Origin of the sequence: Enterobacter sp. Ag1 (assembly GCA_000277545.1) — a bacterium.
Taxonomy (GTDB): Bacteria; Pseudomonadota; Gammaproteobacteria; order Enterobacterales; family Enterobacteriaceae; genus Cedecea.
In genome coordinates this window covers 94,081-116,642 of record AKXM01000057.1, presented here as the reverse complement: position 1 = coordinate 116,642, position 22,562 = coordinate 94,081, and the positions used below count along the sequence as shown (strand labels likewise).

At 56.9% G+C, this 22,562-nt stretch carries 18 protein-coding genes and 1 pseudogene; 3 read left to right on the top strand and 16 right to left on the bottom strand.

Going from position 1 to position 22,562, the window contains the following annotated elements:
* Positions 1-22 precede the first annotated feature (22 nt).
* From paaK to paaA, 11 genes are read right to left on the bottom strand one after another with little or no spacing between them, the layout of a single operon-like run.
* On the bottom strand, positions 23-1,339 hold the full coding sequence (gene paaK, locus A936_RS21220) for a phenylacetate--CoA ligase PaaK (protein WP_008461419.1): 1,317 nt from the start codon (positions 1,337-1,339) through the stop codon (positions 23-25).
* Between the two features lie 23 nt (positions 1,340-1,362).
* The gene (pcaF, locus tag A936_RS21215; RefSeq protein ID WP_008461418.1) at positions 1,363-2,571 is read right to left on the bottom strand and encodes a 3-oxoadipyl-CoA thiolase; all 1,209 of its coding nucleotides are present in this window, start codon (positions 2,569-2,571) and stop codon (positions 1,363-1,365) included.
* Positions 2,568-2,993, bottom strand: coding sequence for a hydroxyphenylacetyl-CoA thioesterase PaaI (gene paaI / locus A936_RS21210; RefSeq protein WP_008461417.1), 426 nt, complete (start codon positions 2,991-2,993; stop codon positions 2,568-2,570). The genes pcaF and paaI overlap by 4 nt, the downstream gene beginning before the upstream one ends.
* Positions 2,983-4,407 carry a 3-hydroxyacyl-CoA dehydrogenase gene (locus A936_RS21205; protein ID WP_008461415.1) on the bottom strand — a complete coding sequence of 475 codons (1,425 nt, stop codon included), beginning with the start codon at positions 4,405-4,407 and terminating at the stop codon, positions 2,983-2,985. The genes paaI and A936_RS21205 overlap by 11 nt, the downstream gene beginning before the upstream one ends.
* Before the next feature lie 2 nt (positions 4,408-4,409).
* Positions 4,410-5,198, bottom strand: coding sequence for a 2-(1,2-epoxy-1,2-dihydrophenyl)acetyl-CoA isomerase PaaG (gene paaG, locus A936_RS21200; protein WP_034810118.1), 789 nt, complete (start codon positions 5,196-5,198; stop codon positions 4,410-4,412).
* Positions 5,198-5,965, bottom strand: coding sequence for a 2,3-dehydroadipyl-CoA hydratase PaaF (gene paaF / locus A936_RS21195; protein ID WP_008461413.1), 768 nt, complete (start codon positions 5,963-5,965; stop codon positions 5,198-5,200). The genes paaG and paaF overlap by 1 nt, the downstream gene beginning before the upstream one ends.
* The gene (gene paaE / locus A936_RS21190) at positions 5,965-7,032 is read right to left on the bottom strand and encodes a 1,2-phenylacetyl-CoA epoxidase subunit PaaE (RefSeq protein WP_008461412.1); all 1,068 of its coding nucleotides are present in this window, start codon (positions 7,030-7,032) and stop codon (positions 5,965-5,967) included. The genes paaF and paaE overlap by 1 nt, the downstream gene beginning before the upstream one ends.
* A 7-nt stretch (positions 7,033-7,039) precedes the next feature.
* Positions 7,040-7,534 (bottom strand): 1,2-phenylacetyl-CoA epoxidase subunit PaaD, encoded by a 495-nt coding sequence (gene paaD, locus A936_RS21185; protein ID WP_008461411.1) that lies wholly within the window; start codon positions 7,532-7,534, stop codon positions 7,040-7,042.
* Between the two features lie 10 nt (positions 7,535-7,544).
* Entirely contained in the window at positions 7,545-8,300 is a 756-nt protein-coding gene (paaC, locus tag A936_RS21180) for a 1,2-phenylacetyl-CoA epoxidase subunit PaaC (RefSeq protein ID WP_008461410.1), read from the bottom strand.
* Positions 8,301-8,308: 8 nt separating this feature from the next.
* A complete protein-coding gene (gene paaB / locus A936_RS21175; protein ID WP_008461407.1) occupies positions 8,309-8,596 on the bottom strand; it encodes a 1,2-phenylacetyl-CoA epoxidase subunit PaaB in 288 nt (95 codons plus the stop codon).
* Between the two features lie 11 nt (positions 8,597-8,607).
* Complete coding sequence (paaA, locus tag A936_RS21170) at positions 8,608-9,537, bottom strand: 1,2-phenylacetyl-CoA epoxidase subunit PaaA (protein ID WP_008461406.1); 930 nt, start codon at positions 9,535-9,537, stop codon at positions 8,608-8,610.
* Between the two features lie 284 nt (positions 9,538-9,821).
* Here paaA and paaZ point away from each other — a divergent pair, with 284 nt between their 5' ends.
* Together paaZ and tynA are read left to right on the top strand one after the other, a co-directional pair.
* Positions 9,822-11,867 carry a phenylacetic acid degradation bifunctional protein PaaZ gene (paaZ, locus tag A936_RS21165; protein ID WP_008461405.1) on the top strand — a complete coding sequence of 682 codons (2,046 nt, stop codon included), beginning with the start codon at positions 9,822-9,824 and terminating at the stop codon, positions 11,865-11,867.
* Positions 11,868-12,192: 325 nt separating this feature from the next.
* The gene (gene tynA, locus A936_RS21160; protein WP_008461404.1) at positions 12,193-14,466 is read left to right on the top strand and encodes a primary-amine oxidase; all 2,274 of its coding nucleotides are present in this window, start codon (positions 12,193-12,195) and stop codon (positions 14,464-14,466) included.
* A gap of 432 nt (positions 14,467-14,898) precedes the next feature.
* Here the strand turns inward: tynA and A936_RS21155 are convergent, their stop codons facing one another.
* Positions 14,899-15,603, bottom strand: coding sequence for a class I SAM-dependent methyltransferase (locus tag A936_RS21155; protein ID WP_008461402.1), 705 nt, complete (start codon positions 15,601-15,603; stop codon positions 14,899-14,901).
* 257 nt (positions 15,604-15,860) lie between these two features.
* Positions 15,861-16,478, bottom strand: a complete 618-nt coding sequence (locus A936_RS23555) for a hypothetical protein (protein WP_157141454.1) — start codon at positions 16,476-16,478, stop codon at positions 15,861-15,863.
* A 564-nt stretch (positions 16,479-17,042) separates the two neighbouring features.
* On the opposite strand from A936_RS23555, the gene A936_RS21145 reads away from it, so the two are divergent.
* Positions 17,043-17,894, top strand: coding sequence for a hypothetical protein (locus A936_RS21145; protein ID WP_008461399.1), 852 nt, complete (start codon positions 17,043-17,045; stop codon positions 17,892-17,894).
* 34 nt (positions 17,895-17,928) lie between these two features.
* Here the strand turns inward: A936_RS21145 and A936_RS21140 are convergent, their stop codons facing one another.
* The 3 genes and pseudogenes from A936_RS21140 to A936_RS24145 form a co-directional block, all read right to left on the bottom strand.
* Complete coding sequence (locus A936_RS21140) at positions 17,929-19,104, bottom strand: HlyD family type I secretion periplasmic adaptor subunit (protein ID WP_008461398.1); 1,176 nt, start codon at positions 19,102-19,104, stop codon at positions 17,929-17,931.
* The gene (locus A936_RS21135; protein WP_008461397.1) at positions 19,101-21,281 is read right to left on the bottom strand and encodes a type I secretion system permease/ATPase; all 2,181 of its coding nucleotides are present in this window, start codon (positions 21,279-21,281) and stop codon (positions 19,101-19,103) included. The genes A936_RS21140 and A936_RS21135 overlap by 4 nt, the downstream gene beginning before the upstream one ends.
* A gap of 140 nt (positions 21,282-21,421) precedes the next feature.
* A pseudogene (locus A936_RS24145) lies at positions 21,422-22,561 on the bottom strand (type I secretion C-terminal target domain-containing protein); the annotation flags it as partial.
* Position 22,562: the final 1 nt, after the last annotated feature.

Sequence of the window (22,562 nt, the reverse complement as noted above, 5' to 3'; positions counted from 1 at the left end):
TAAGTGAAACCGTCACGGATGATTAATGATTCGCCGCCTGACGAAGATCGCACACCCGGATAGCTTTTCCTTCTGAACGCGGCAGGCTGCCGCAGTTCACAATGGTGATATCCGTTGAAATCCCCACCATCGACTTAATGCGGTGGCGCAGCTCATGGCAAACTGCGCAGCGCTGTTCGTGGCTGAGATACAGGCTGCTTTCCTTCAATTCCACCTTGATCGCCAGGGTATCCAGGTGCCCGCGACGATGCACCTCCAGCTGATAATGCGGTGCAAGGTGCTGGAATTTCAGGATCTCCTCTTCCAACTGGGACGGGAACACATTCACGCCCCGGATAATCAGCATATCGTCTGAACGGCCGGTTATCTGATCCATTCGGCGCATGGTACGAGCGCTGCCCGGCAGCAGCCGCGTTAAATCGCGGGTACGGTAGCGGATCACCGGCAGCGCCTCTTTGGTCAGCGTGGTGAACAGCAGTTCGCCGTGCTCGCCGTCGTCCAGCGGGACACCGCTCTGCGGGTCAACGATTTCCGGGTAGAAATGGTCTTCCCAAATCGTCGGGCCGTCCCGGGATTCCAGGCATTCCATTGCCACGCCCGGCCCCATCACTTCCGACAGGCCGTAGATATCCAGCGCGGTAATGCCCAAGCGACGTTCAATTTCCGCCCGCATCGCTTTGGTCCACGGCTCCGCACCAAAGACCCCGACGCGGAGCGAGCAGCCGCTGGCGTCGCCGCCCATCTGCCGTTCCAGCTCTTCAATCAGGTTCAGGCACCAGGACGGCGTGACCATGATCATGTCTGGTTTAAAATCACGGATCAGCTGCGCCTGTTTTTCCGTCTGGCCGCCGGACATCGGGATCACTGTCGCCCCGAGGCGCTCTGCGCCGTAGTGCGCCCCCAGCCCGCCGGTAAACAACCCGTAGCCGTAGGAGACGTGAATTTTATCTTTTGGCGTTCCGCCTGCGGCACGCAGCGAACGCGCCACAAGGTTAGCCCAGGTATCAATGTCGTTTTGGGTGTAGCCCACAACGGTAGGTTTGCCCGTGGTGCCGGAGGAGGCATGAATGCGAACGACCTGCTCCATCGGCACGGCGAACGTGTCAAAAGGATAGTTATCGCGCAGATCCTGCTTGGTGGTGCACGGGAACAGGCGAATATCTTTCAGCTCTTTAAAATCGTCAGGGTGCACGCCCACGGCGTCAAATTTGCGCTTATACATCGGGACGTTACTGTAGGCGTGATTCAGCGTCCATTTCAGGCGCTGCGTCTGCAGGGCATGAAGCTCATCCAGCGATGCGGTTTCAATCGGTTCCAGCTTGGTTTCAGAGGTTATCATTATTAGGGTACTCGCAGGTTTGACTAGCTCACACGCTCAAGGACCAGGGCAATGCCCTGACCCACACCGATACACATAGTGCAAAGGGCATACCGCCCGCCGCGCCGGTGCAGCTCCAGGCTGGCCGTTAACGCCAGTCTGGCACCGCTCATCCCCAGCGGGTGTCCCAGGGCAATCGCGCCGCCGTTAGGATTCACATGCGGGGCATCATCCGGAAGCCCCAGTTGGCGAAGCACGCCGAGCGCCTGCGCGGCGAAGGCTTCATTGAGTTCAATCAGATCCATGTCGTGGATGCTTAATCCGGTCATCTCCAGCACTTTACGTACCGCAGGCACCGGCCCCAGCCCCATCAGGCGAGGCTCCACGCCCGCCGTCGCCATCGCGACTATGCGCGCCTTAGGCGCCAGGCCGTGCTGCAGCGCGGCAGCTTCGCTGGCGATAAGCAGCGCTGCCGCCCCGTCGTTCACGCCGGAAGCATTGCCCGCCGTCACGACGCCGTTCGCGCGGAACGGCGTTTTTAGCGCCGCCAGCTGTTCAAGCGTGGTTTCCGCACGCGGGTGCTCGTCTTCCCTTACTTCCGTCACCGCGCCTTTGCGACCGCTTAGCGTGACCGGCACAATCTCTTCAGCCAGAATGCCTGTCTGCTGCGCGAGAGCGGTACGCTGCTGGCTGCGAAACGCAAACCGGTCCTGGTCTTCACGGCTTATTTTTAACAATTCCGCTACATTCTCTGCCGTTTCCGGCATGCTGTCAGTACCAAATTGCGCTGCCATGAGCGGGTTCACAAAACGCCAGCCAAGGGTGGTGTCAAACATCTCGGCCTGACGCTGGAACGGCGAGCTGGCTTTGCCCATCACAAACGGTGCCCGAGACATGGATTCCACCCCACCTGCCAGCATGAGCTGAGCGTCACCGGCTTTGATGGCGCGAGCCGCAAAGCCCACGGCATCCAGCCCGGAGCCGCACAGGCGGTTGATCGTGGTGCCCGGCACAGTCTGTGGTAAACCGGCCAGCAGCGTCGCCATGCGTGCCACGTCGCGGTTATCCTCCCCGGCCTGGTTCGCGCAGCCAAAAATCACGTCGTCTACGGCGCTCCAGTGGAGAGTGGGATAGCGTGCCAATAGCGCTTTTAGCGGCAGCGCGGCCAGGTCATCCGCGCGCACGCTCGCAAGCGCGCCGCCGTAGCGGCCAATCGGGGTGCGTACCCCATCGCAAATAAAAGCCTGACTCATAATTTTTCTCCTGAAACCGTCGTCCCGATGCGATGTGCGCGGCCGCGAAACAGCGCCAGCGTCTTCTCGTCCTGATTAATGATCTCGATGTCGTAGACGCCCGTCTGCCGCCCCTGCTGGCGCACCCTAGCCACCGCTTTAAGCCGGTCCCCGGCCTTGCCGGGACGCAGAAATTCAATGCTGCAGCCGGAGGCCACCGCCGCCAGCCCCTGGCTGTTGCAGGCGTAGGCAAAAGCGGTGTCGGCGAGCGTAAACAATTGCCCGCCGTGGCAGGTCTGGTGCCCGTTAAGCATGGCCTCAGTGATGGTCATGGTGAGCAGCGCAAAACCGTCGCCCATCTCAACCACTTCAATGCCCATCTGTCTGGCGCAGTTGTCCCGCGCGTACATCACGCGGGCGTTATCCCAGGCGTTAGTGCTCATGTTGGTTCTCCAGCAGCGCGCGCTGGCGCAGTAAAGAGGTCGGGCGGTAGCGTTCTTCGCCGTAATGGCGCTGCAGATTCTCCAGCAGCGTCAGAATGTTTTGCCAGCCCAGGCGGGCTCCCCAGGCCAGCGGCCCGTGCGGATAGTTCACGCCGAGCTGCATGGCGGTATCGATGTCGGCTTCCGCAGCCACGCCTTTCTGCAGCGCATCCAGCGCTTCGTTGGCGAGCATCGCCACGGTGCGCCAGGCCAGCATGCCGGGGTAGTCACCGATCACCAGCACCTGTTTACCCTGCTGCTGGAAGTAATGGGTGACCTGCGCCAACTGCTGAGGCGTGACCGAAGCCGACGGCGCTAACACTTCCAGCGAAGACTCGGCGAGTCTGTCCCGCAGCACTACCGGGCGTTTCAGCTCGGCCGACATGGCAGTGGCCGTAATACCGCTGGTTATGGCAACGGCGATGCCGTCGATTTCAAGAGTTTTGCCGACCTGCGTGACCTGTTTAGCCGCCAGTTCGGCAGGCACTTGAGGCTGATATGCCGGTTTCGCCTCAAGCGGCCAGCGGTAGACGCCCTGCCCGGTTTTCTTGCCCAGCCGCTTGCCAAGCACCAGTTCCTGCTGGGCGAGAGAAGGCAGGAAACGACGCTCCTGCCAAAAGGCGTTAAACACCGAGCAGGTGACGGCGAAGTTGACGTCCTGACCTATCAGATCCGTTAACGCCAGCGGCCCCATCGGGAAGCCCGCCCCGTCGCGTAACGCGGCATCAATAGCCGCCGCCGGGGCAACCTGCTCCTCCAGCGCGCGCCAGGCTTCAGCATAAAAAGGCCGAGCCACGCGGTTAACGATAAAGCCCGGCGTGGAATGGCAGCGCACCGGCTGTTTACCCCAGCGCAGAGCCAGCTCGCAAAGCCGCTCGGCAATCTCCGACGAGGTTTCCAGGCCGCTGACCACTTCGACCAGTTTCATCACCGGCGCAGGGTTAAAGAAATGCAGTCCGACCACGCGCGCCGGGTGGCTGATGCCGCTGGCGATGGCGGTGATAGAAATGGATGAGGTATTGCTGGCTAAGACGGTATCAGCCCCGCAGACCGCCGCTAAATCGCGGAAGATGGCCTGCTTGACGTCAATTTGTTCGGCGGCGGCCTCAATCACCAGCGCGGCCTGAGCCAAATCAGCCAGCGTTTCCGCCGGATGCAGCCGGGCAAGCGTTGACTGACGGAGCGCCTCGTCAAGTTTGCCTTTGGCTACGCGGGCGCTGAGTACGGTATCAATGCCGTCTATCGCACGCTTTGCTGCGCCGGGCTGAATATCGTACAGCCACACCGGATGACCCGCGCTGGCCGCCACCTGGGCAATACCTGCGCCCATGGTGCCGCTGCCAATCACCGCAATCACGGCCTCAGGAGTTAACATACTTATTTCCCCTTAAAGGTGGCCGGGCGCTTCGCCAGAAAAGCAGACACGCCTTCGCGGTAATCTTCGCTGCGGCCAGCCAGACGCTGATAGTCGCGCTCCAGGTCGAGCTGGGCGTCCAGGGTGTTGGTTTCCGAGGCGTAAAGCGCCTGCTTGATAAGCCCCAGGCCAAAGGTCGGCTGGGTGGCAAAGTGCTGGGCCAGCTGGCGGGCGGTATCGCTGAGCTGTTCGTCGTTCACGACCTGCCAAATCATGCCCCAGTCGTGCGCCTGCTCGGCGGTTAGCGTGTCGCCAAGTAACGCCAGCCCCATGGCACGCGCCCGCCCGGTCAGGCGAGGCAAGAACCAGGTGCCGCCGCAGTCGGGCACCAGCCCCAGCTTGCTGAAAGACATAATAAATTTTGCTGAACGCGCGGCGATAACCATGTCGCAGCCCAGCGCCAGCGTAGCCCCGGCTCCCGCCGCCACGCCGTTAACCGCCGCAATCACCGGCTTTGGCAATTTCGCCAGGCGGCGCAGCAGAGGGTTATAAAACGTTTCAACCGAGTAACCGAGGTCCGGGGCGTCACCGCTTGGGTCAACGTTGCGGTCGTTGAGATCCTGCCCGGCACAGAAGCCGCGCCCTGCGCCAGTGATTAGCAGGCAGCGGATGGTTTCGTCCCGCTCGGCCTGGGTGAGAACTTCCGCCAGTTGGCGATGCATTTCGTCATTGAAGCTGTTCAGCCGCTCCGGGCGGTTGAGGGTCAGGGTCATCACCCCGTTTTGCACATCGCTGACAATAAAACTCATGATTAACGTCCTTTGAATTCAGCAGGTCGTTTTTCCAGGAAAGCGGCGAGGCCTTCCCGACGATCTTCGGTGGCGGCGAGCAGCGTAAACAGCTGGCGTTCCTGCAGCAGCCCCTGGCTCAGGCCCGTGTTCTGTGCCTGTTGAAGCGCATTTTTGGCGGCCTGCAGCGCCAGCGGCGCATGACGGGCAATACCGGCGGCAAGCTTCTGGGCGTATTCCAGCGTTAGGGCTGCGGGATGCACTTCGGCGACCAGCCCTGCACGTAAAGCCCGGTCCGCGTCGATAGCTTCGCCGCTCAGCACCATGCGGTAAGCCAGCGCTTTGCCTACGCTACGAATAAGCCGCTGCGTGCCGCCCGCGCCGGGCATAATCCCCAGAGTGATTTCCGGCAGGCCGAAGCGCGCGTTATCCCCGGCCACGATGATGTCGCTCAGCAGCGCCAGCTCGCAGCCAGCCCCGAGCGCATAGCCGTTCACGGCAGCGATCAGGGGTTTAGGGAAACGCTCGAGACGAGCCCAAAGCTGTGGCCGGGGGTCGTTGAGCGTGGCGGGCATATCCCGGCTGGCCATCTCTTTGAGATCGGCTCCGGCAGCAAAAAAACGTTCGCTGCCGGTAATGACGACGGCACCAATGGCGGCGTCCTGCTGCGCAGCTTCGAGCGCTTCGGCAATCAACGTCAGCAGCGCGTTGTTGAGCGCGTTCCGCGCCTGCGGGCGGTTCAGCGTCAGGGTTAACACCCGGCCGTTTTGCTGGCTAAGAAGTTCGCTCATCACACCCCCTGCGCGTCAAAGTCGAGCACCACGTCGTCGCCCTTCGGCAGCGCCTGGCAGCTCAGGACGTAGCCTGCGGCCAGCTGATCCGGCTCCAGGCTGTAGTTGACGCCCATTTCCACTTCGCCCTGCAGCACCTTGCAGCGGCAGGTGGCGCAGACGCCGCCTTTGCAGGCATACGGCAGATCCGCGCCCTGGCGCAGGGCCGCGTCGAGAATGCTTTCGTCCCCGGCGGTCAGGGTAATCTGGCGATCTACGCCGTCCTGGCGCAGGGTGACGGTTTTACCCGCCGCCTGAGCGCGGGAACGGGCACCCGGCGCAATGCCCGGCGTGTTGAAATGTTCGAGATAGATATCCTCAGGTGCGACGCCCATCTCTTTCAGCGCGGTTTCGGTGGCCTGCATCATGCTTTGCGGGCCGCAGATAAACGTGCGGTCAAAGCCTTTGACGTCCAATAGGTGGTCGCCAAGCTGCTTCAGTTTTTCGCCGTCCAGCCGGCCGCTGAGCAGGTCGCTGTCCGACCTCTCCTGACTGAACAGGTAAATCAGCTGCAGGCGCTGCGGGTAGCGATCTTTCAGGTCGGCCAGCGTCTGGCGGAACATCATGCTGGCGCTGCTGCGGTTGCCGTAAACCAGGGTCACGCTGCTTTCTGGCTCGGTGGCGAGCGTGGCGCCGATAATGGCCAGCATCGGCGTGATGCCGGAGCCGACGGCGAGTGCCAGATAGTTGCCGCGAGTTTCCGCTTCCGGCTGGTAGCCAAACGTTCCCTGCGGCACCATCACCTCGAGCGACATCCCGGCGGTTAAATCGCTGACCGCATATTGTGAAAAACGGCCGCCTTCAATGGCTTTTACCGCCACGCAGATTTCACCGGGATCCTCAGAGCGGCAAATAGAGTAGCAGCGGCGCAGCTCTTCCCCGCCCAGCCGGGCTTTCAGCGTCAAATGCTGCCCTGGACGAAAGCGGTACTGCCCGCGCAGCGCGTCCGGCACCGCAAAGGTAATCGCTACCGCCTCTGCGGTTTCGGGTTCGATGCGTGCCACTTTCAGGGAATGAAACGTTGTCATGGCATCCTCAAATACATTTAAAGTAATCAAAGGGTTCCCGGCAGCTGTCGCAGCGGTAAAGCGCTTTACAGGCCGTGGAGCCGAATTCACTGATGAGCGACGTGTGTTCGCTCCCGCAGCGTGGGCAAGTCACCTGGGTGGCGACCGCCGCGTGGCAGGCATGTCCCTGCGGCGGGCTGATGCCGTATTCGCGCAGCCGGGTTTTAGCCTCCGGCGACATCCAGTCCGTCGTCCAGGCGGGATGCAAAACCTGCCTGATGTGCACCGGACTCAGCTTTGCGCCTTCCAGGGCTTCCCGGATGGCGGCCAGCAAAAATTCAGTGGCCGGGCAGCCGGAATAGGTTGGCGTAAATCCGATATGCCAGCCGTCCGGGCGGTGCTCGACGCTGCGCACCATCCCGAGGTCGGTGATGGTCAGCACCGGGATTTCCGGGTCACTGATCTCACTCAGCAGACGCCAGACGTCGCGGACGGCAGCGGGCTGAAGCGTGGCGGTTTGCATCCTCTCCTCCTTACCACTGCTGGTTCGGGTAAGCGCGCTGCAGGTACTGCATTTCAGCCAGCAGCGGGCCGAGGTGTTCGGTGTGTAAGCCTTGCTTACCGCCGGTGCGGTATGGCTGCTCTGCCGGGGCCTGCAGCGAGGCATCGCTCAGTCCGGCGGTCACTTCTTGCAGCCATTCGGCCTTGAGGCTACGCGGGTCGACGGCGATGCCCTGCTCCGCCAGCATGGTTTCCAGCTCATCGACAACGAACATTTCGCCGCTGAAGCGCCATAGTTTGTTTAAAGCACTTTGCGTTTTCGCCTGCGAAAGCTCAGTGCCGTTGCCCAGGCGAACCAGCCAGCCACGGCTGAAGCGCAGGTGATAGCGCACTTCTTTAATGGCTTTGGCTGCGATGGCCGCCAGCTGCGGATCTTTGCTTTCTACCAGGCGGCTGAACAGCGAGACGTGCCACGCGTCCAGCAGGTACTGACGCACCAGCGTTTCGGCGAAATCACCGTTGGGCTGTTCCGCCAGCAGCAGATTGCGGTACTCGCGCTCGTCGCGGCCAAAGGCCAGCCTGTCTTCGTCGAGGTGCTCGCCTTCGCGCTCGGCGGCGTAGGTCAGGAAGTTGCGCGCCTGGCCGAGCAGGTCGAGGCCAATGTTGGCCAGCGCCAGATCAATCTCCAGCTCCGGCGCATGGCCGCACCACGCGCTCAGGCGTTGGGCCAGCACGAGGCAGGTGTCGCCGAGGTGCAGGCTGTAGGTCGCTACAGGATCGAGTGTCATTGGCGGCCTCACATGTGCTCGATGCCGTCAGGCAGCGTGTAAAACGTTGGGTGGCGGTAGACTTTGCTGTCTGCCGGGTCGAAAAATTCCGGGCGCTCTTCCGGCTGGGAGGCGACGATTTCGCTCGCTTTCACGACCCAGATGGAGCAGCCTTCGCTGCGGCGGGTGTAGGCGTCGCGCGCGTTTTCCAGCGCCATCTGGTCGTCGGCGGCGTGCAGGCTGCCAACGTGGCGATGGGACAGCCCTTTTTTATTGCGAATAAAGACTTCATACAGCGGCCAGTAAATTTTGCTCATCTCTTACTCCTTCAGGCGGCGGTGCGGGCCTGTTGTTTTTCGGCATACGCAAGGGCGGCTTCGCGCACCCATGCCCCCTCTTCCCAGGCTTTGCGCTTGGCGGCGAGGCGCTCTTCGTTGCATAAGCCGCGCCCGGCCACCACGTCGTTGAATTCCTGCCAGTCGATGTCGCCAAAGCGGTAATGGCCCGTGACCTCATCGCGATACAGATCGGGATCCGGCACGGTCATGCCCAGCAGCTCAACCTGCGGCACGGTATTGTCGACAAAGCGCTGACGCAGCTCGTCATTGCCGAAGCGTTTGATTTTCCAGGCGAGGCTTTGGGCGCTGTTCGGCGAGTTGTCGTCGTTGGGTCCGAACATCATCAGCGCCGGCCACCAGAAGCGGTTAATGGCGTCCTGCAGCATCTGGCACTGTTCGGCGCTGCCGTTCGCTAGCACGGTGCAGGCTTCAAATCCCTGCCGCTGGTGGAAGCTTTCTTCTTTGCAGATTTTCACCATCGCCCGGGCGTACGGGCCATACGAGGTCCGGCACAGCGCGACCTGGTTGACTATGGCTGCCCCGTCCACCAGCCAGCCAATCACGCCGATGTCGGCCCAGTTGAGCGTCGGGTAGTTAAAGATGGAAGAGTATTTCATCTTGCCGTCGAGCATCTTCTGGTAGATATCTTCCCGGGCGCAGCCCAGGGTTTCCGCCGCGCTGTAGAGGTACAACCCGTGCCCGGCTTCATCCTGCACTTTGGCCAGCAGAATGGCCTTGCGGCGCAGGCTGGGGGCGCGAGTTATCCAGTTACCTTCCGGCAGCATGCCAACGATTTCCGAGTGCGCATGCTGGCCTATCTGGCGGATCAGCGTTTTGCGGTAAGCCTCCGGCATCCAGTCCTGTGGTTCGATGGCGGTTTCCTGCTGGATGCGCTCATCAAAGCGTTCTTGTTCTGTCACGGCATCACCTTATGATTCAATTTAACTCAACAATCTGCGATATTGCGAATCACTTCATGATTAAAAGTTACAGATAAGTTAACGAAGATCGCAAAGATTACACCGCACGTTTGTGAGGTCTATCACGCTAAATATCGTAAAAACCAGACTTATCATTGAGATAAATCAATAACAAAAAACACAAGCCATCACAATGTTAACAATTCATTAAATTACAGCTTGATTTTTATGATTCATAAAACAAACACTGTAATGATTAAATGCAGCATGTAATGGAGAGTGAGATGCAACAGTTAACCAGCTATCTGTCCGGGACGTGGTTTAGCGGCCAGGGAAAAGAAAGAACTATTTTTCATGCCGTTAGCGGCGAACCGCTGTGGCAGGTGACCAGCGAAGGGGCGGATATGGCGGCGGCAAAGCGCTTCGCCATTGCGCAAGGTGGCAAAGCGCTGCAGGCGATGACGTTTATTCAGCGTGCCGCGATGTTAAAAGCGGTGGCTAAGCACCTGCTGGCGCAGAAAGAAGCGTTTTACCAGGTCTCTTACCAGACCGGTGCCACCCGCGCCGACAGCTGGGTAGACATAGAAGGCGGCATCAGTACGCTGTATGCCTACGCCGGAATGGGCAACCGCGAGCTGCCGGACGACACGCTGTGGCCGGAAGACGAATTGATGCCGCTGTCCAAACAGGGGGGATTCGCGGCCCGCCACGTACTCACTTCGAAGTCAGGCGTAGCGCTGCACATCAACGCCTTCAACTTCCCCTGCTGGGGAATGCTTGAGAAACTGGCCCCAACCTGGCTGGCCGGGATGCCCGCGATTATCAAGCCCGGCACGGCGAGCGCGCAGCTAACTCAGGTGATGGTGAAAGCGATTGTGGAATCAGGGCTGGTGCCTGACGGGGCGATAAGCCTGATCTGCGGCGGCGTGGGCGATCTGTTTGAGCACCTGGATGAGCAGGACGTGGTGACGTTCACCGGTTCGGCCAGCACCGGCCAGAAGTTACGTTGTCACTCAAATATCATTGCCCGTTCAATTCCCTTCACCATGGAAGCCGACTCGCTGAACTGCTGCGTACTGGCGGAAGATGTCACGCCTGAACAACCTGAATTTGCGCTGTTCGTACGGGAAGTCGTGCGCGAGATGACCGCCAAAGCCGGGCAAAAATGCACCGCCATTCGCCGGATTATCGTGCCGCAAAATCGGCTGGGTTCGGTGATTGAAGCGCTGAAAGTGAAACTGGAAAAAATACAGCCCGGCGACCCGGCACTGGAAGGCGTGCGCATGGGGGCGCTGGTCAGCCTTGCGCAGCGGGATGACGTGCAGCGGAAAGTCGACCAACTGGTTGGCGCCGGCTGTGATGTCCTGCTGGGCGGCAAGGCCGATACTGCACAGCCGGGCGCGTTCTTCCCGCCAACCCTGCTGCTTTGCCAACAGCCTGACGAAACGCCTGCGGTGCATGAGCTTGAGGCCTTCGGCCCGGTAGCGACCGTGATGCCATACCGGGATGTCGAACATGCCATGGCGCTGGCTCGCGCCGGTCAGGGCAGCCTGGCGGGGACGCTGGTGACCGCCGATGAGCAAACGGCACGTCACTTTATCCTCGGCGCGGCCCGCGCTCACGGGCGCATTCAGGTGCTGAACCAGGAGTCTGCAGTGGAATCCACCGGGCACGGTTCTCCGCTGCCGATGCTGGTGCACGGCGGCCCAGGTCGCGCGGGCGGCGGGGAAGAACTCGGCGGCCTGCGGGCGGTGAAGCACTATATGCAGCGCACCGCCATTCAGGGCAGCCCGACGATGCTGGCCGCCGTTAGCGGGCAATGGAACTACGGCGCAAAAGTTCACGAGGACGCCTTGCATCCATTCCGCAAACATTTTGAGGAGCTGCGCATCGGGGAAAGTATTCTGACTGCCCGCCGCACCGTCACCGAAGCTGATATCACCAACTTCGCCAACCTGAGCGGCGACCGGTTCTACGCCCATACCGACAAAATTGGCGCGGCGGAGTCGTTCTTCGGCGAGCGCGTGGCGCACGGTTACTTCGTGGTGTCTGCCGCCGCCGGGCTGTTTGTTGACCCAGGCGTCGGGCCGGTGATTGCCAACTACGGCATGGAAAATCTGCGCTTTATCGAGCCGGTAAAAATCGACGATACCATTCAGGTGCGCCTGACCTGCAAACGCAAAACCGCCAAGCCGCAGAAGACGGCGGAAGATAAGCCGGTTGGCGTGGTGGAATGGGCGGTGGATGTCACCAACCAGCATCAGCAGATTGTTGCGCGCTACTCAATCCTGACGCTGGTTGCCCGCCTGCACGGTGATGTTGCCTGTTAGGCCTTAAACGTTAGTTCGGCCTGGCATCGCGCCTGGTTTTTACCCTCACCCTAACCCTCTCCCTGCCAGGGAGAGGGAAGAAACAAATCCCCCGCAGGTTGCCTTCCCCCTCTCCCTCTGGGAGAAGCCGGGGTGAGGGCTGGATTTAGCCCGACGCTCATCGACCCGGAGTCACAATCCTCCCCAATCCCACATTCTGGCAACCACAGCAAAACACTTGGCAGGGAGCGCAAGGGAAGCCCTGGCGGAAGTTGTTATGTTGAATCCGACAGTCTTTATCCAGCACGCACATAACAACACAACGCACTTTTAAGGTGAAAAAGCGATGACAATGAAAACTGGAAAAAAAGCGCTGGCGCTGGCTATTGCGCTCCTGACTTCGGCGGGGATTAACGCCCCCGCATTTGCCCACGGCGGCGAGGCACATATGGTGCCGATGCAAAAAACGCTGACGGATTTTGGCGCCGACGTCCAGTGGGACGATTACGCGCAGATGTTCACCCTCGTGAAAGACGGTGCCTATGTGAAGGTGAAGCCTAATGCCACCTCCGCCATCGTTAACGGCAAAACGCTGAAGCTTGAAGTGCCGGTGATCTTTAAAGGCAAAACGGCGTTTATCTCCGAAGGGTTTATCAATGAAATCTTCCAGTCCGGGCTGGATCAAACCTTTGCCGTCGAGAAAAAGCCGCACCCGCTGAACTCTCTGAGCGCCGACGAAATTAATAAAACGGTGGAGATAATCAAAGACGCGGCTAACTACAAGCCGACTATTCGCTTTACCGAAATCTCACTACGCGAGCCGCCTAAAGAACAAGTCTGGAAGTTTGTGATGGACGGCACCAGCGTCAGCCAACCACGCGAGGCGGACGTCATCATGCTGGATGGCCGCCATATTATTGAAGCCACGGTGGATCTGGCCGCCGGGATAGTTAAGAGCTGGAAGCCTATCGAAGGCGCACAGGGCATGGTGCTGCTGGACGATTTTGCCAGCGTGCAGTCAATCATCAATAACAGCAAAGAATTCGCGGAAGCGGTGAAAAAACGCGGTATCAGCGATCCGTCGAAGGTCGTCACAACGCCGCTGACGGTCGGCTATTTCGACGGTAAAGACGGCCTGAAGCAGGATCAGCGCCTGCTGAAAGTGGTGAGCTACCTTGACGTTGGCGACGGCAACTACTGGGCGCATCCGATTGAAAACCTGGTCGCGGTGGTGGATCTCGAGCAGAAAAAAATCATCAAAATTGAGGAAGGCCCGGTCATTCCTGTGCCGATGACGCCCCGCCCTTATGATGGCCGCGACCGGCAGGCTGCCAACCTCAAGCCGCTGGATATCATTGAGCCGGAAGGAAAAAACTACACCATTACCGGCGACACGATTCACTGGCAAAACTGGGATTTGCACCTGCGCCTGAATTCCCGCGTTGGCCCGATGATTTCCACCGTGACCTACAACGACAACGGCACTAAACGGAAGATCATGTATGAAGGGTCGCTCGGCGGGATGATTGTGCCGTATGGCGACCCGGACATCGGCTGGTATTTTAAAGCGTATCTGGACGCCGGGGATTACGGCATGGGCACGCTCACGTCCCCTATCGTGCGCGGCAAAGATGCGCCGGCTAACGCGGTCCTGCTGGACGAAACCCTGGCCGATTACACCGGCAAACCCACCACCATTCCTCGAGCAATTGCCATTTTCGAGCGCTACGCCGGGCCGGAATACAAACATCAGGAAATGGGCCAGCCGAACGTTAGCAGCGAACGCCGTGAGCTGGTGATCCGCTGGATAAGCACCGTCGGCAACTACGACTACATCTTTGACTGGGTCTTCCATCAGAACGGCACCATTGGCATTGATGCAGGCGCGACCGGCATTGAGGCGGTCAAAGGCGTGAAGGCCAAAACCATGCATGATGCCACCGCCAAAGAAGATACCCGGTACGGGACGCTGATCGACCATAATATTGTCGGCACAACGCATCAGCACATCTACAACTTCCGTCTGGACCTGGACGTGGATGGCGAAAACAACAGCCTGACCGCGATTGACCCGGTGGTGAAGACAAATACCAGCGGCGGCCCGCGCACAAGTACCATGCAAACCAATGAGTATGCGATTAAAAACGAGCAGGACGCCGCGCAGAAATTTGACCCTGGCACTGTCCGCCTGCTGAGCAATCCGAACAAAGAAAACCGCATGGGCAACCCGGTGTCCTACCAACTGATCCCCTACGCGGGCGGGACTCACCCGGTCGCCACCGGCGCGAAGTTTGCCCCGGACGAGTGGATTTATCATCGCCTGAGCTTTATGGATAAGCAGCTGTGGGTGACCCGCTACAACCCGGATGAGCGCTATTCTGAAGGGAAATACCCGAACCGCTCTGCGCACGACACCGGTTTAGGGGCTTACAGCAAAGACAATCAGTCACTTGAGAACACGGATAATGTGGTCTGGCTAACCACCGGCACCACGCATATCGCCCGCGCCGAAGAGTGGCCCATCATGCCGACCGAGTGGGTACATGCCCTGCTGAAGCCGTGGAATTTCTTTAACGAAACGCCGACGCTTGTGAAATCAGAGGAAACGACCAGTAAATAAAGGGTTTGCGGCGCACTATTACAGCGCGCCGTTTATTTAACGCCTGGACGAAATATTCGACCTGGCTTAGGTAGTCATTTTGGTTTGTCATGAATAATAAAAATGTGGCGTAGCCAGCATTGATTTAGTCTTTTTAATTTTATTTCATTATGGGTGTAAATACCCCCCACATTATTTACCACACCGATTAATTCTTGGTATTTACCATAATAATAGGCTTACTCATGACCACCATATGACCCTATTTTTCTATGTAAAACATTCGTCAATTGCTGCGCAATGCTTAGCTCCTCTGAGTTCTCTTTTGCCGCGCCGGAATAGCAGCCAACCAGATAATAGATGAAATAACAAACCAACTATAACACCTTAATTAAGGCGTTATAGTTGGTCATTAAGAAGAAAAAAACGATGAACTCTCAGTTTTGCGGCGTGCTATTCCCGCCCGCCTGAAGATTTTACCGCCTGCCAGCCGTGAATCAGCAGCGACTGGAAGAACGGTGTTACGCTGGCGAACCCGGCTTCGCGCAGCAGAGCTTCGGTCTGGCGAGGCGGCAACAAGAGCAACCGCTGGTTGAGCTCAGCTTTTACCTCAGCAATATCGCGCTGGCGTTGGGTATAGGCCTGCTGCAGCGCAACCCAGTTTCTTAATTGCCCATCAAAATCGGGATCCGCCATATCTCCCGCTATTTCTGCGGCAATCAGCTGTCCCACGGGTTTTAGCCTGTCGCCGATGTGCTGATAGATCCCGCCCCGCTGCGGATGTTGAATAAAATGCGCCACCAGTAAGCACAGCGCAGCATCAAATTTATCCTGTTCCGGGACGTCTTTGACGTGGCCTACAATCAGCTCACAGCGGCCGCTCAGCCCCTCCCGTTCAAGCTTTTCTGCACAGACGGCCAGCATATCGGGGGAAGGATCGACCCCGGTAAAATGCCAGTCAGGATGCTGTTTTGCCAGCCGGACGATTTCGGTGCCGGTCCCTACGCCCACGCAAAGCACTTTCGCCTCAGATGGAAGATCCCTGAGAAGCAATGACAGCAAGGCGTGCAGGTTGTTAGAGATGTCTTTCAGACGTTCGCTGCTGGCATCGTACTGGCGGGAAAATTCCGCGTTAAAGATATCATTTGTGTCGTTCATCACTTCACCTCCGGCGGTGCACTGCGGCTAAACATCACCATCATGGATAAAAGGTCAAATGACCTCTGAAATATCATGTAACTTACGATATCACATGAAAGATGGGTATAGAAAGACTTTGTATCTTGCTTTTCTGACGCCTGCCGAAGCCTATTTTTGTAGCAAATATAATAATCGCCGTTTTCTTTTCACAACGCTATGTAAAGGGCAAGCCCTGCCCTTTAGTTATTTCGATGTTGTTCGCCGCTGGCTAAAAATCACCGATTTCTTAACGAGTTAAAAGGTGAAACTGGAGTAATCAATTTCCCGACAAGGGGTAATCTCGGATTATTATCAAAAGGATTTCGCTCCTTAAAAATAGCCCCCTGATTATTTAAAAGACCTAAAATCCCTTGATATTCCGATTTATAAGATAAACGTTCATATCCACCATATACATATATTCTTCTCTGCAATACATTAGCTAACCTCTGCGCCACGCTAAGCTCTTCAGAATTTTCTTTTGCCTCGCCAGAATAACAGCTTAAAAGATGTAGCGGTCTTTTATCTCTCGAGAGATCAAGTGAATGGCGAAAAATAAGATAACGGTGAAGATCTTCCGGTGTAAATGTCTGATAAACAGGATCAGGTCCATCCCCCATGATGTATAACTTACCGCTTTGAGAACCATGCACCATAAGACCCGGCTCTCCTGTACCCAAATAATCACTGACGTATCCCAGACGGAGTCGGGTAGCTTTCCCATTCTTTTTCTCACCTATTTCAATCGCTTTATAATAAGCAACTGGCTTTGCATCAGCAGGATTAAAATCAATGCTTAAATTTCTCTTTTTTCGTTCAAATAAAAATTGATTAATGCTTTTACAAATAGTCATAGCAATATCCATATCATAAATAAGGCATAGGACATTATAATAAAATGGCGAGAAGCACCATGAACAAAATCTTAATTAAGGTATTATCCCCCGCTCTGAACGGAGAGCATTTTAAACCCTAAAAAAAATAGAAAATTAAAGATGAAGCAGAAACAAAAGTGAGTACTTCGTTGGCATAATCCTTAAACATTTTACCGAAGTCGCCGCAACTTTAACTGCTACATCGGCTGCAAACCTGACGGAAAAGACAGCAATCCAGGCGTAACGCTCGCTGCATGTTTTTTGTACATGACCTCACACTGTTTTCCTCTGCCCGGAGATATTATTTCCACATAATTTCAAAATCAAAAAAATGAGAACGATAAGCATTTTTGGTTAATAAAAATAAAAATAAGAAAAAACAGAATCATATTTTTAACTTTAAAATAAACAGTGATATACTCAAAAACGATATCAACTTGCAATCACTAAATAAAAATCACGTATAACGTGCATTTTATCTCTGCCTTTAGCAGTCGTTTTATGGAGCATTTGCGCCATAGCTGAATACCGAGAAAAAACAATATGACACGACACAAACTTCAAGACACCATCGATAAATACAGCCAACAAGTTAAAAAACATCCTCGTTTTCGAGAAGCCATACAGCATCATTATGATCACCTGTTAATCACCTATAAAAAACAACCTCTTTTTTATAAAACCATTCTGCAAAGCTCGCGCTTTCATGTGGTTCTGGCCCTGCTCTGTTTTCACTACGGTGACCGCCAGGCGGTGCTCGCAGACATCAAAGAGTTTTGCGTAAAAATGGGGTTGACCAGCCTGAACACAGTGAATTCTCTGGTCACGCTCCTGCGCATCACCGGCAGAATGACGCTTGAAAAAAGTGAGGATGACCGCCGGGTTCTGTTGTATTCCCCGAGCGTAAAGGGTCTCAATGAAACCCGCAGCTATATGCAAATATCCATCCCTTCATTGAAATTTTTGCTACCGGAAAATGCTCTGTCGTTTCACGCTCTGGAGGATGAAAACACATTTGCGAATTTTTTCCGGCGCAGCGCCAACCTTCTTTTTGACGAAGTCATTTTAAGTCGACTGGTACCCAACAGCGCCATGTTTGTTGACAAAGATGCCGGGCATATCATTATGTTGAGAATATACCTGAGGGCAAAACAGGATGATGATGGCCGCTGGTGGCTGAAGCCTAATTATAATAAAACGTCCAAAGATCTTTTTGTCTCGAGAATGCATCTGAGACGCATTGTTAATTGCGGCATTATGGCCGGATTATTCAGTGAAGACAGTGAGGGCAAGCTCGAAATACACCGTGCCTTCATGGAGACGGCTGAGTCTTATTTTGGATATTATTTTTCCTTTATCATGTACGGTCTGGATATCGACCCGACGATATTTTGAACAACATCAAGCCGGCTTTCGCCGGCTTTTTTGATTATCGTTCTCTGAGCGCTTCCTTTGCTTTGTTCAGTGGTTTCAGCAGGTAATCGAGTACCGATTTGCTACCGGTTTTGATATCCACGGTGGCAATCATCCCCGGAAATATCGGAAACGTTTTGCCGTCCCTGTTTGTCAGTTGGCTGACATCGGTGCGGATGTAAACCCGATAGTAGTAAACATCACGTTTGACCTCATCCTGAATCGTATCCGGTGAAATAGTGGTCACCACGCCCTTTAATCCGCCATAAATCGAGTAGTCATAGGCGGTGATTTTCACCAGTGCCTTTTGGCCGGGATGAATAAACGCCACGTCACGAGGTGAAATTTTTGCCTCAATCAGCATTTGATCGTCGAGCGGAACCAACGTCATGAGCTTTCCGTTTGGCGGGATGACGCCGCCCACCGTTGTGACCTCGATGCCCTTCACTATCGCCCTGACCGGCGCGGTAAATTTGAGCCGGGTTAACGAATCCTCCCGCCCGCGCATCACCGAGCGCTGGGTTTCAATTTCTTCGTTAGTTTTCGCCAGCTCTTCGCGCGCGCGCACGTAATACTGGTTCTGCATTTCGGTAATTTTGTTTTCCAGCTCGTTTTTTTGTCTCTGCAGGCGCAGGACCTCCACGCTGCTGGCCGCCCCCTGTTTAACCAGCGGCTGCGTCATCGCCAGCTCGCGCTGAACCAGCGAAATGGCTTCCCGCAATCCGGCAACCCCTTTTTCAAGACTGCTCCGGCGCGAGTTATAAAGCGCGGTTTCCTGGCGAACAAGTTCGCTCTCTCCGGGGAGCATCTCGGGAAAAACCAACGGCGTGCCGCTCACTTCAGCCTTCAGTCGTGCGGCGGTAGCCATCGCGGCATGTAGCCTGGATTCACTTTCCTGCACGCCGGACTCGGTTTTGGTGCGATCGAGCTGCGCGAGAACCTGGCCCTTCTCTACAATATCCCCCTCCCGAACGTCCAGTTTGTAGAGGATGCCGCCTTCCAGGGACTGAATAACCTGCTCGCGAGAGGACGGCACGACTTTGCCAGACCCGGTGGTCACTTCGTCCAGAGAGAAAAAGTTTGCCCACAACACAAATGCGAGCAGCATCAGTCCAAGTGCCCACGCCACCAGGCTTGCTCGTGGAAGCGCCGGCTCTTTCAGTCGGCTGTTATAACGCGTGATGTCGTTCATGCCCGAACCTCCGTGTCACCTGTCGGTTTTAAGGTCGCGGTTCTGCGAGGGGCAGCTTTTTTTTCCATAAGACCGTGCTGCTGCAAGATTTGGTCCCTTGGGCCGTCCATTACGATGCGGCCGTTATCCAGCACGATGATGCGGTTAACCAACTGCAAAATTGGGATACGATGCGTGGCCACCACCAGCGTGCGGTTGCCGAGCCACGGGCCAAGCTGCTGGATAAGCTGCTGCTCGCTGACTTCATCCAGCCACGCTGTAGGTTCATCCAGTAATAAGATTTGCGGCTGCAGGATCAGCGTTCTGGCCAGCAAAAGTGCCTGCCGCTGGCCGCCCGATAGCCCACTACCGCCTTCGCTGATCGTGTAGTTGAGGCCATTTTTCTGTTTTTGCACAAATTCCAGCGCCCCGCTTAGCGCCAGCGCCCGGTGGATTTCTTCGTCCGTGGCTAACGGGCGCCCCATGGTGAGGTTGTCACGTATTGAGCCGAAGAAGAGCCGCGCCTGCTGGCTGAGCAGATTCATGTCGCGTCTCAAATCGGCAGTGTCGATTTGCCCGAGACTGGTGTCGTCCAGCAAAATCTGGCCGTGCTGAGGCGTTTGCATCCCCGCCAAAAGCTGAAGTAGCGTGCTTTTACCCGAACCGTTTCGCCCGAGCACCGCAATTTTTTCCCCGGCGCGGATCGTCAGGCTGGCAATGTCCAAATCGTTGACCTTCTCTTCTTCGTCGTAATAAAACGCCGCGTAGTTGAGCTGGTAGTTCCCCTGCAGGTGGGCTTTATGCACTTTCTTGCCCTGTTCAGGATCGTCCAGCGGGCGCTGCATCAGGTCGTCCAGCCCTTTGCGCGCCACCTTCGCCTGCTGCCAGCGCGAAAGCACGCCGGAAATCTGCGCCAGCGGCGCGATGGTGCGTGAGGCCAGAATGGAAGTCCCCACCAGGGCGCCGGTGGTCATGTCGCCGTTAATCACCAGGTAACAGCCGACGAGCAGCACCACGGCATAAACAATGGACTGCACTTCCTGCGTCCAGGTCATGAGCAGGCTGGTCAGCCAGCGCTGTTTCATCCCGACCGCCGCGGCAACGTCGTTGGTGTTGTTCCACTGGTTCTGGAACCGCTGTTCGGCGCGCAGCAGTTTAATGTCTTCGATGGACTGCACGGCTTCTACCAGCGTGGCATTGCGAATGGCCGACTCGCGCATCCCCTCATTCGAAAGGTGCGCCAGCGGGCGCTGCACCAGTAAACCGGGGATCAGCAGCAGCGGGATCGCCAGCAGCACAACGAACACCAGCGGGCCGCCTATTAGCCAGAGAATAAAAACAAACAGCAGGAAGAACGGGATATCCGATACGGTGCTGATGGTGGTGGAGGTAATCAGCTCGCGCACCGACTCCAGCTCGCGAATTTGCGAGATAAAGGAGCCGGTAGATTTTGGCCGGGCGCTGTTTTTGATGCGTAACGCCCTGGCAAAAACCCTGTCGGAGATACGCAGGTCGGCCCGTTTGCCGACCACATCGGCAATATGCACGCGCAGCATACGCATGGTGAATTCAAAGAGGATAGCCAGCATGACGCCGCCAAACAGCACCCACAAAGTGGGCACCGACTGCGAGGGCACCACGCGGTCATACACCTGCATGGAAAAGATCATCCCGGCCAGCGCCAGCACGTTGGCCGCCATCGCCACCAGCATGATATCGCCGTAGCGTTTCCAGTCTTTCAGCGCCAGCGTCCAGAACCAGTTTTTCTGATAGGGCTTCACGTAATCATCGACGCGTGCATCGGGAATTGAATTCAGCGGGCGCAGCACAACCAGGCTCTTTAGCCTTTTGGCCAGCACATCCCGAGCGATCACCGTCTCCAGACCGCCATCGCCGCTAAGCTGCAGGCTTAGTTGCCCGTGATTATCCATATGGGTAACCACCGCTATTTGGCCCCCCTCAAGCTCGGCCACCAGCGGCAAGCGCCACGGGTCGATAAGCGAGACGTCCGCCGGGGCGCGACGCATCGCTAAACCAAGCTGGCGGGCCATATCTTCCAGCACCAGCTGCTGCGGGCTTTGGTTTTCCTGGTTAACCACCACGCGGACGTGCTCTTCCGAGAAATCCAGCCGATAGTGGCGCGCGACGGCCAGCATGGCCTGCAGCCAGGGTTCATAGCTTGTATTCGTTGAAGTCATGATGTTTCACATCCTGCGAAAATGCCAAAAAACGCCTGTGTCGTCCTTTCCGCGGCTTGTTTCATAAACATGTTTTATACCGGGTAATAAAAGTTAAGCTGCTGATATTCCGCCGGACTTAAGGCCCGGCGGAATAAGGGCTAGATAACTAACAGTTGGTGGTTAGCCAGCAGCGTGGCGAGATCGGTTTGTACCCCGTTGAGCGTGACTACCGTGGTTGGGTCGAAGACGCCGCCCTTACCGTCGCGGTCAATTTGAATCTCAGTGCTGCTGCCGTTCTGCACCACTTTGATGTAGTCCCCGATATTGCCCGCCCCGGCCCCCAGCTGCGCAACGCCATTGATGTAATGCGCCGATGCGTCCCCGGCGTAGCCGCTGCCCTGCAGCAGCTCACGAAGGTCAATACGGTCGCTGTCCGCCGTACCTTCCCAGGTTCCCACGCTGAAGCCGTTCACCACATCATGGCCGTTGCCGCCGGTGGCATCCGAACTGTTCAACAGCTTGTAGAGCAACGTATCGTGGCCGCCGCTGCCGATGTTGAAGGTGTCGTTGCCGCCGCCGCCTTCGAAGGTGTTGTTCCCGCTATTGCCGGTGATCACGTCGTCATGGCTGGAGCCGACGATCCCTTCGATGTTGGTGAAGGTTGCCGTGTTAAAGCCGGTGTTTTGCGCCCCGGTTTTGCCCAGATCAACGGTGATGCCTACCCCGGAGTTACGGAAGTCAACCACATCCATCCCGCCCGTCGCGCTCCACGTCTGGTGATCGGATGAAGTTTCCCAGCCGCCGCCGCCGTTATAGACGTAGGTTCCCTGCTCGGCGATAAAGGTATCGTTATAGCCAGTGCCGTTCAGCGTGCCGCCGTGAACGCCGGTGGCGGCCTCCGCCGTCAGGGCATAGCTTTCTTTCCCGTCTCCGGCGGTTAGCCCATTCCAGGTCACATTGCTGGTGACGCCGTTAATCGCTCTGACCAGCTCGGCATGGTAGGTTTCATTCGGGTTGAGGCCGTAGAAGCTCACCAGCGCCGACGCGTCGTTCGCCCCAATGCCCGACTGGGCGTTGATAATCTGCGTCGAAACCAGCTTCCCGGTAGAGTCATACAGCCGGACGGTATTGCCGTAGAAGACGTTGATCCCTTCACTGTCGACAATGCGCAGATGCATCGCGGTACCCGGGGCGATGGTGTTGGTGTTGGCCACCAACACCACTTTCCCGTTTTGCTGAGACACCAGCAGATCCTGAGTACCGTTCCAGTCGTAGTCCGCCACCGCAACGCCCGTGACG

Bases quoted from the DNA above. Each gene is read 5' to 3' on its own strand.
- paaK (WP_008461419.1), bottom strand. From the start codon at position 1,339: ATGATAACCTCTGAAACCAAGCTGGAACCGATTGAAACCGCATCGCTG.
- pcaF (WP_008461418.1), bottom strand. From the start codon at position 2,571: ATGAGTCAGGCTTTTATTTGCGATGGGGTACGCACCCCGATTGGCCGC.
- paaI (WP_008461417.1), bottom strand. From the start codon at position 2,993: ATGAGCACTAACGCCTGGGATAACGCCCGCGTGATGTACGCGCGGGAC.
- A936_RS21205 (WP_008461415.1), bottom strand. From the start codon at position 4,407: ATGTTAACTCCTGAGGCCGTGATTGCGGTGATTGGCAGCGGCACCATG.
- paaF (WP_008461413.1), bottom strand. From the start codon at position 5,965: ATGAGCGAACTTCTTAGCCAGCAAAACGGCCGGGTGTTAACCCTGACG.
- paaE (WP_008461412.1), bottom strand. From the start codon at position 7,032: ATGACAACGTTTCATTCCCTGAAAGTGGCACGCATCGAACCCGAAACC.
- paaD (WP_008461411.1), bottom strand. From the start codon at position 7,534: ATGCAAACCGCCACGCTTCAGCCCGCTGCCGTCCGCGACGTCTGGCGT.
- paaC (WP_008461410.1), bottom strand. From the start codon at position 8,300: ATGACACTCGATCCTGTAGCGACCTACAGCCTGCACCTCGGCGACACC.
- paaB (WP_008461407.1), bottom strand. From the start codon at position 8,596: ATGAGCAAAATTTACTGGCCGCTGTATGAAGTCTTTATTCGCAATAAA.
- paaZ (WP_008461405.1), top strand. From the start codon at position 9,822: ATGCAACAGTTAACCAGCTATCTGTCCGGGACGTGGTTTAGCGGCCAG.
- tynA (WP_008461404.1), top strand. From the start codon at position 12,193: ATGACAATGAAAACTGGAAAAAAAGCGCTGGCGCTGGCTATTGCGCTC.
- A936_RS21155 (WP_008461402.1), bottom strand. From the start codon at position 15,603: ATGAACGACACAAATGATATCTTTAACGCGGAATTTTCCCGCCAGTAC.
- A936_RS23555 (WP_157141454.1), bottom strand. From the start codon at position 16,478: ATGACTATTTGTAAAAGCATTAATCAATTTTTATTTGAACGAAAAAAG.
- A936_RS21145 (WP_008461399.1), top strand. From the start codon at position 17,043: ATGACACGACACAAACTTCAAGACACCATCGATAAATACAGCCAACAA.
- A936_RS21140 (WP_008461398.1), bottom strand. From the start codon at position 19,104: ATGAACGACATCACGCGTTATAACAGCCGACTGAAAGAGCCGGCGCTT.
- A936_RS21135 (WP_008461397.1), bottom strand. From the start codon at position 21,281: ATGACTTCAACGAATACAAGCTATGAACCCTGGCTGCAGGCCATGCTG.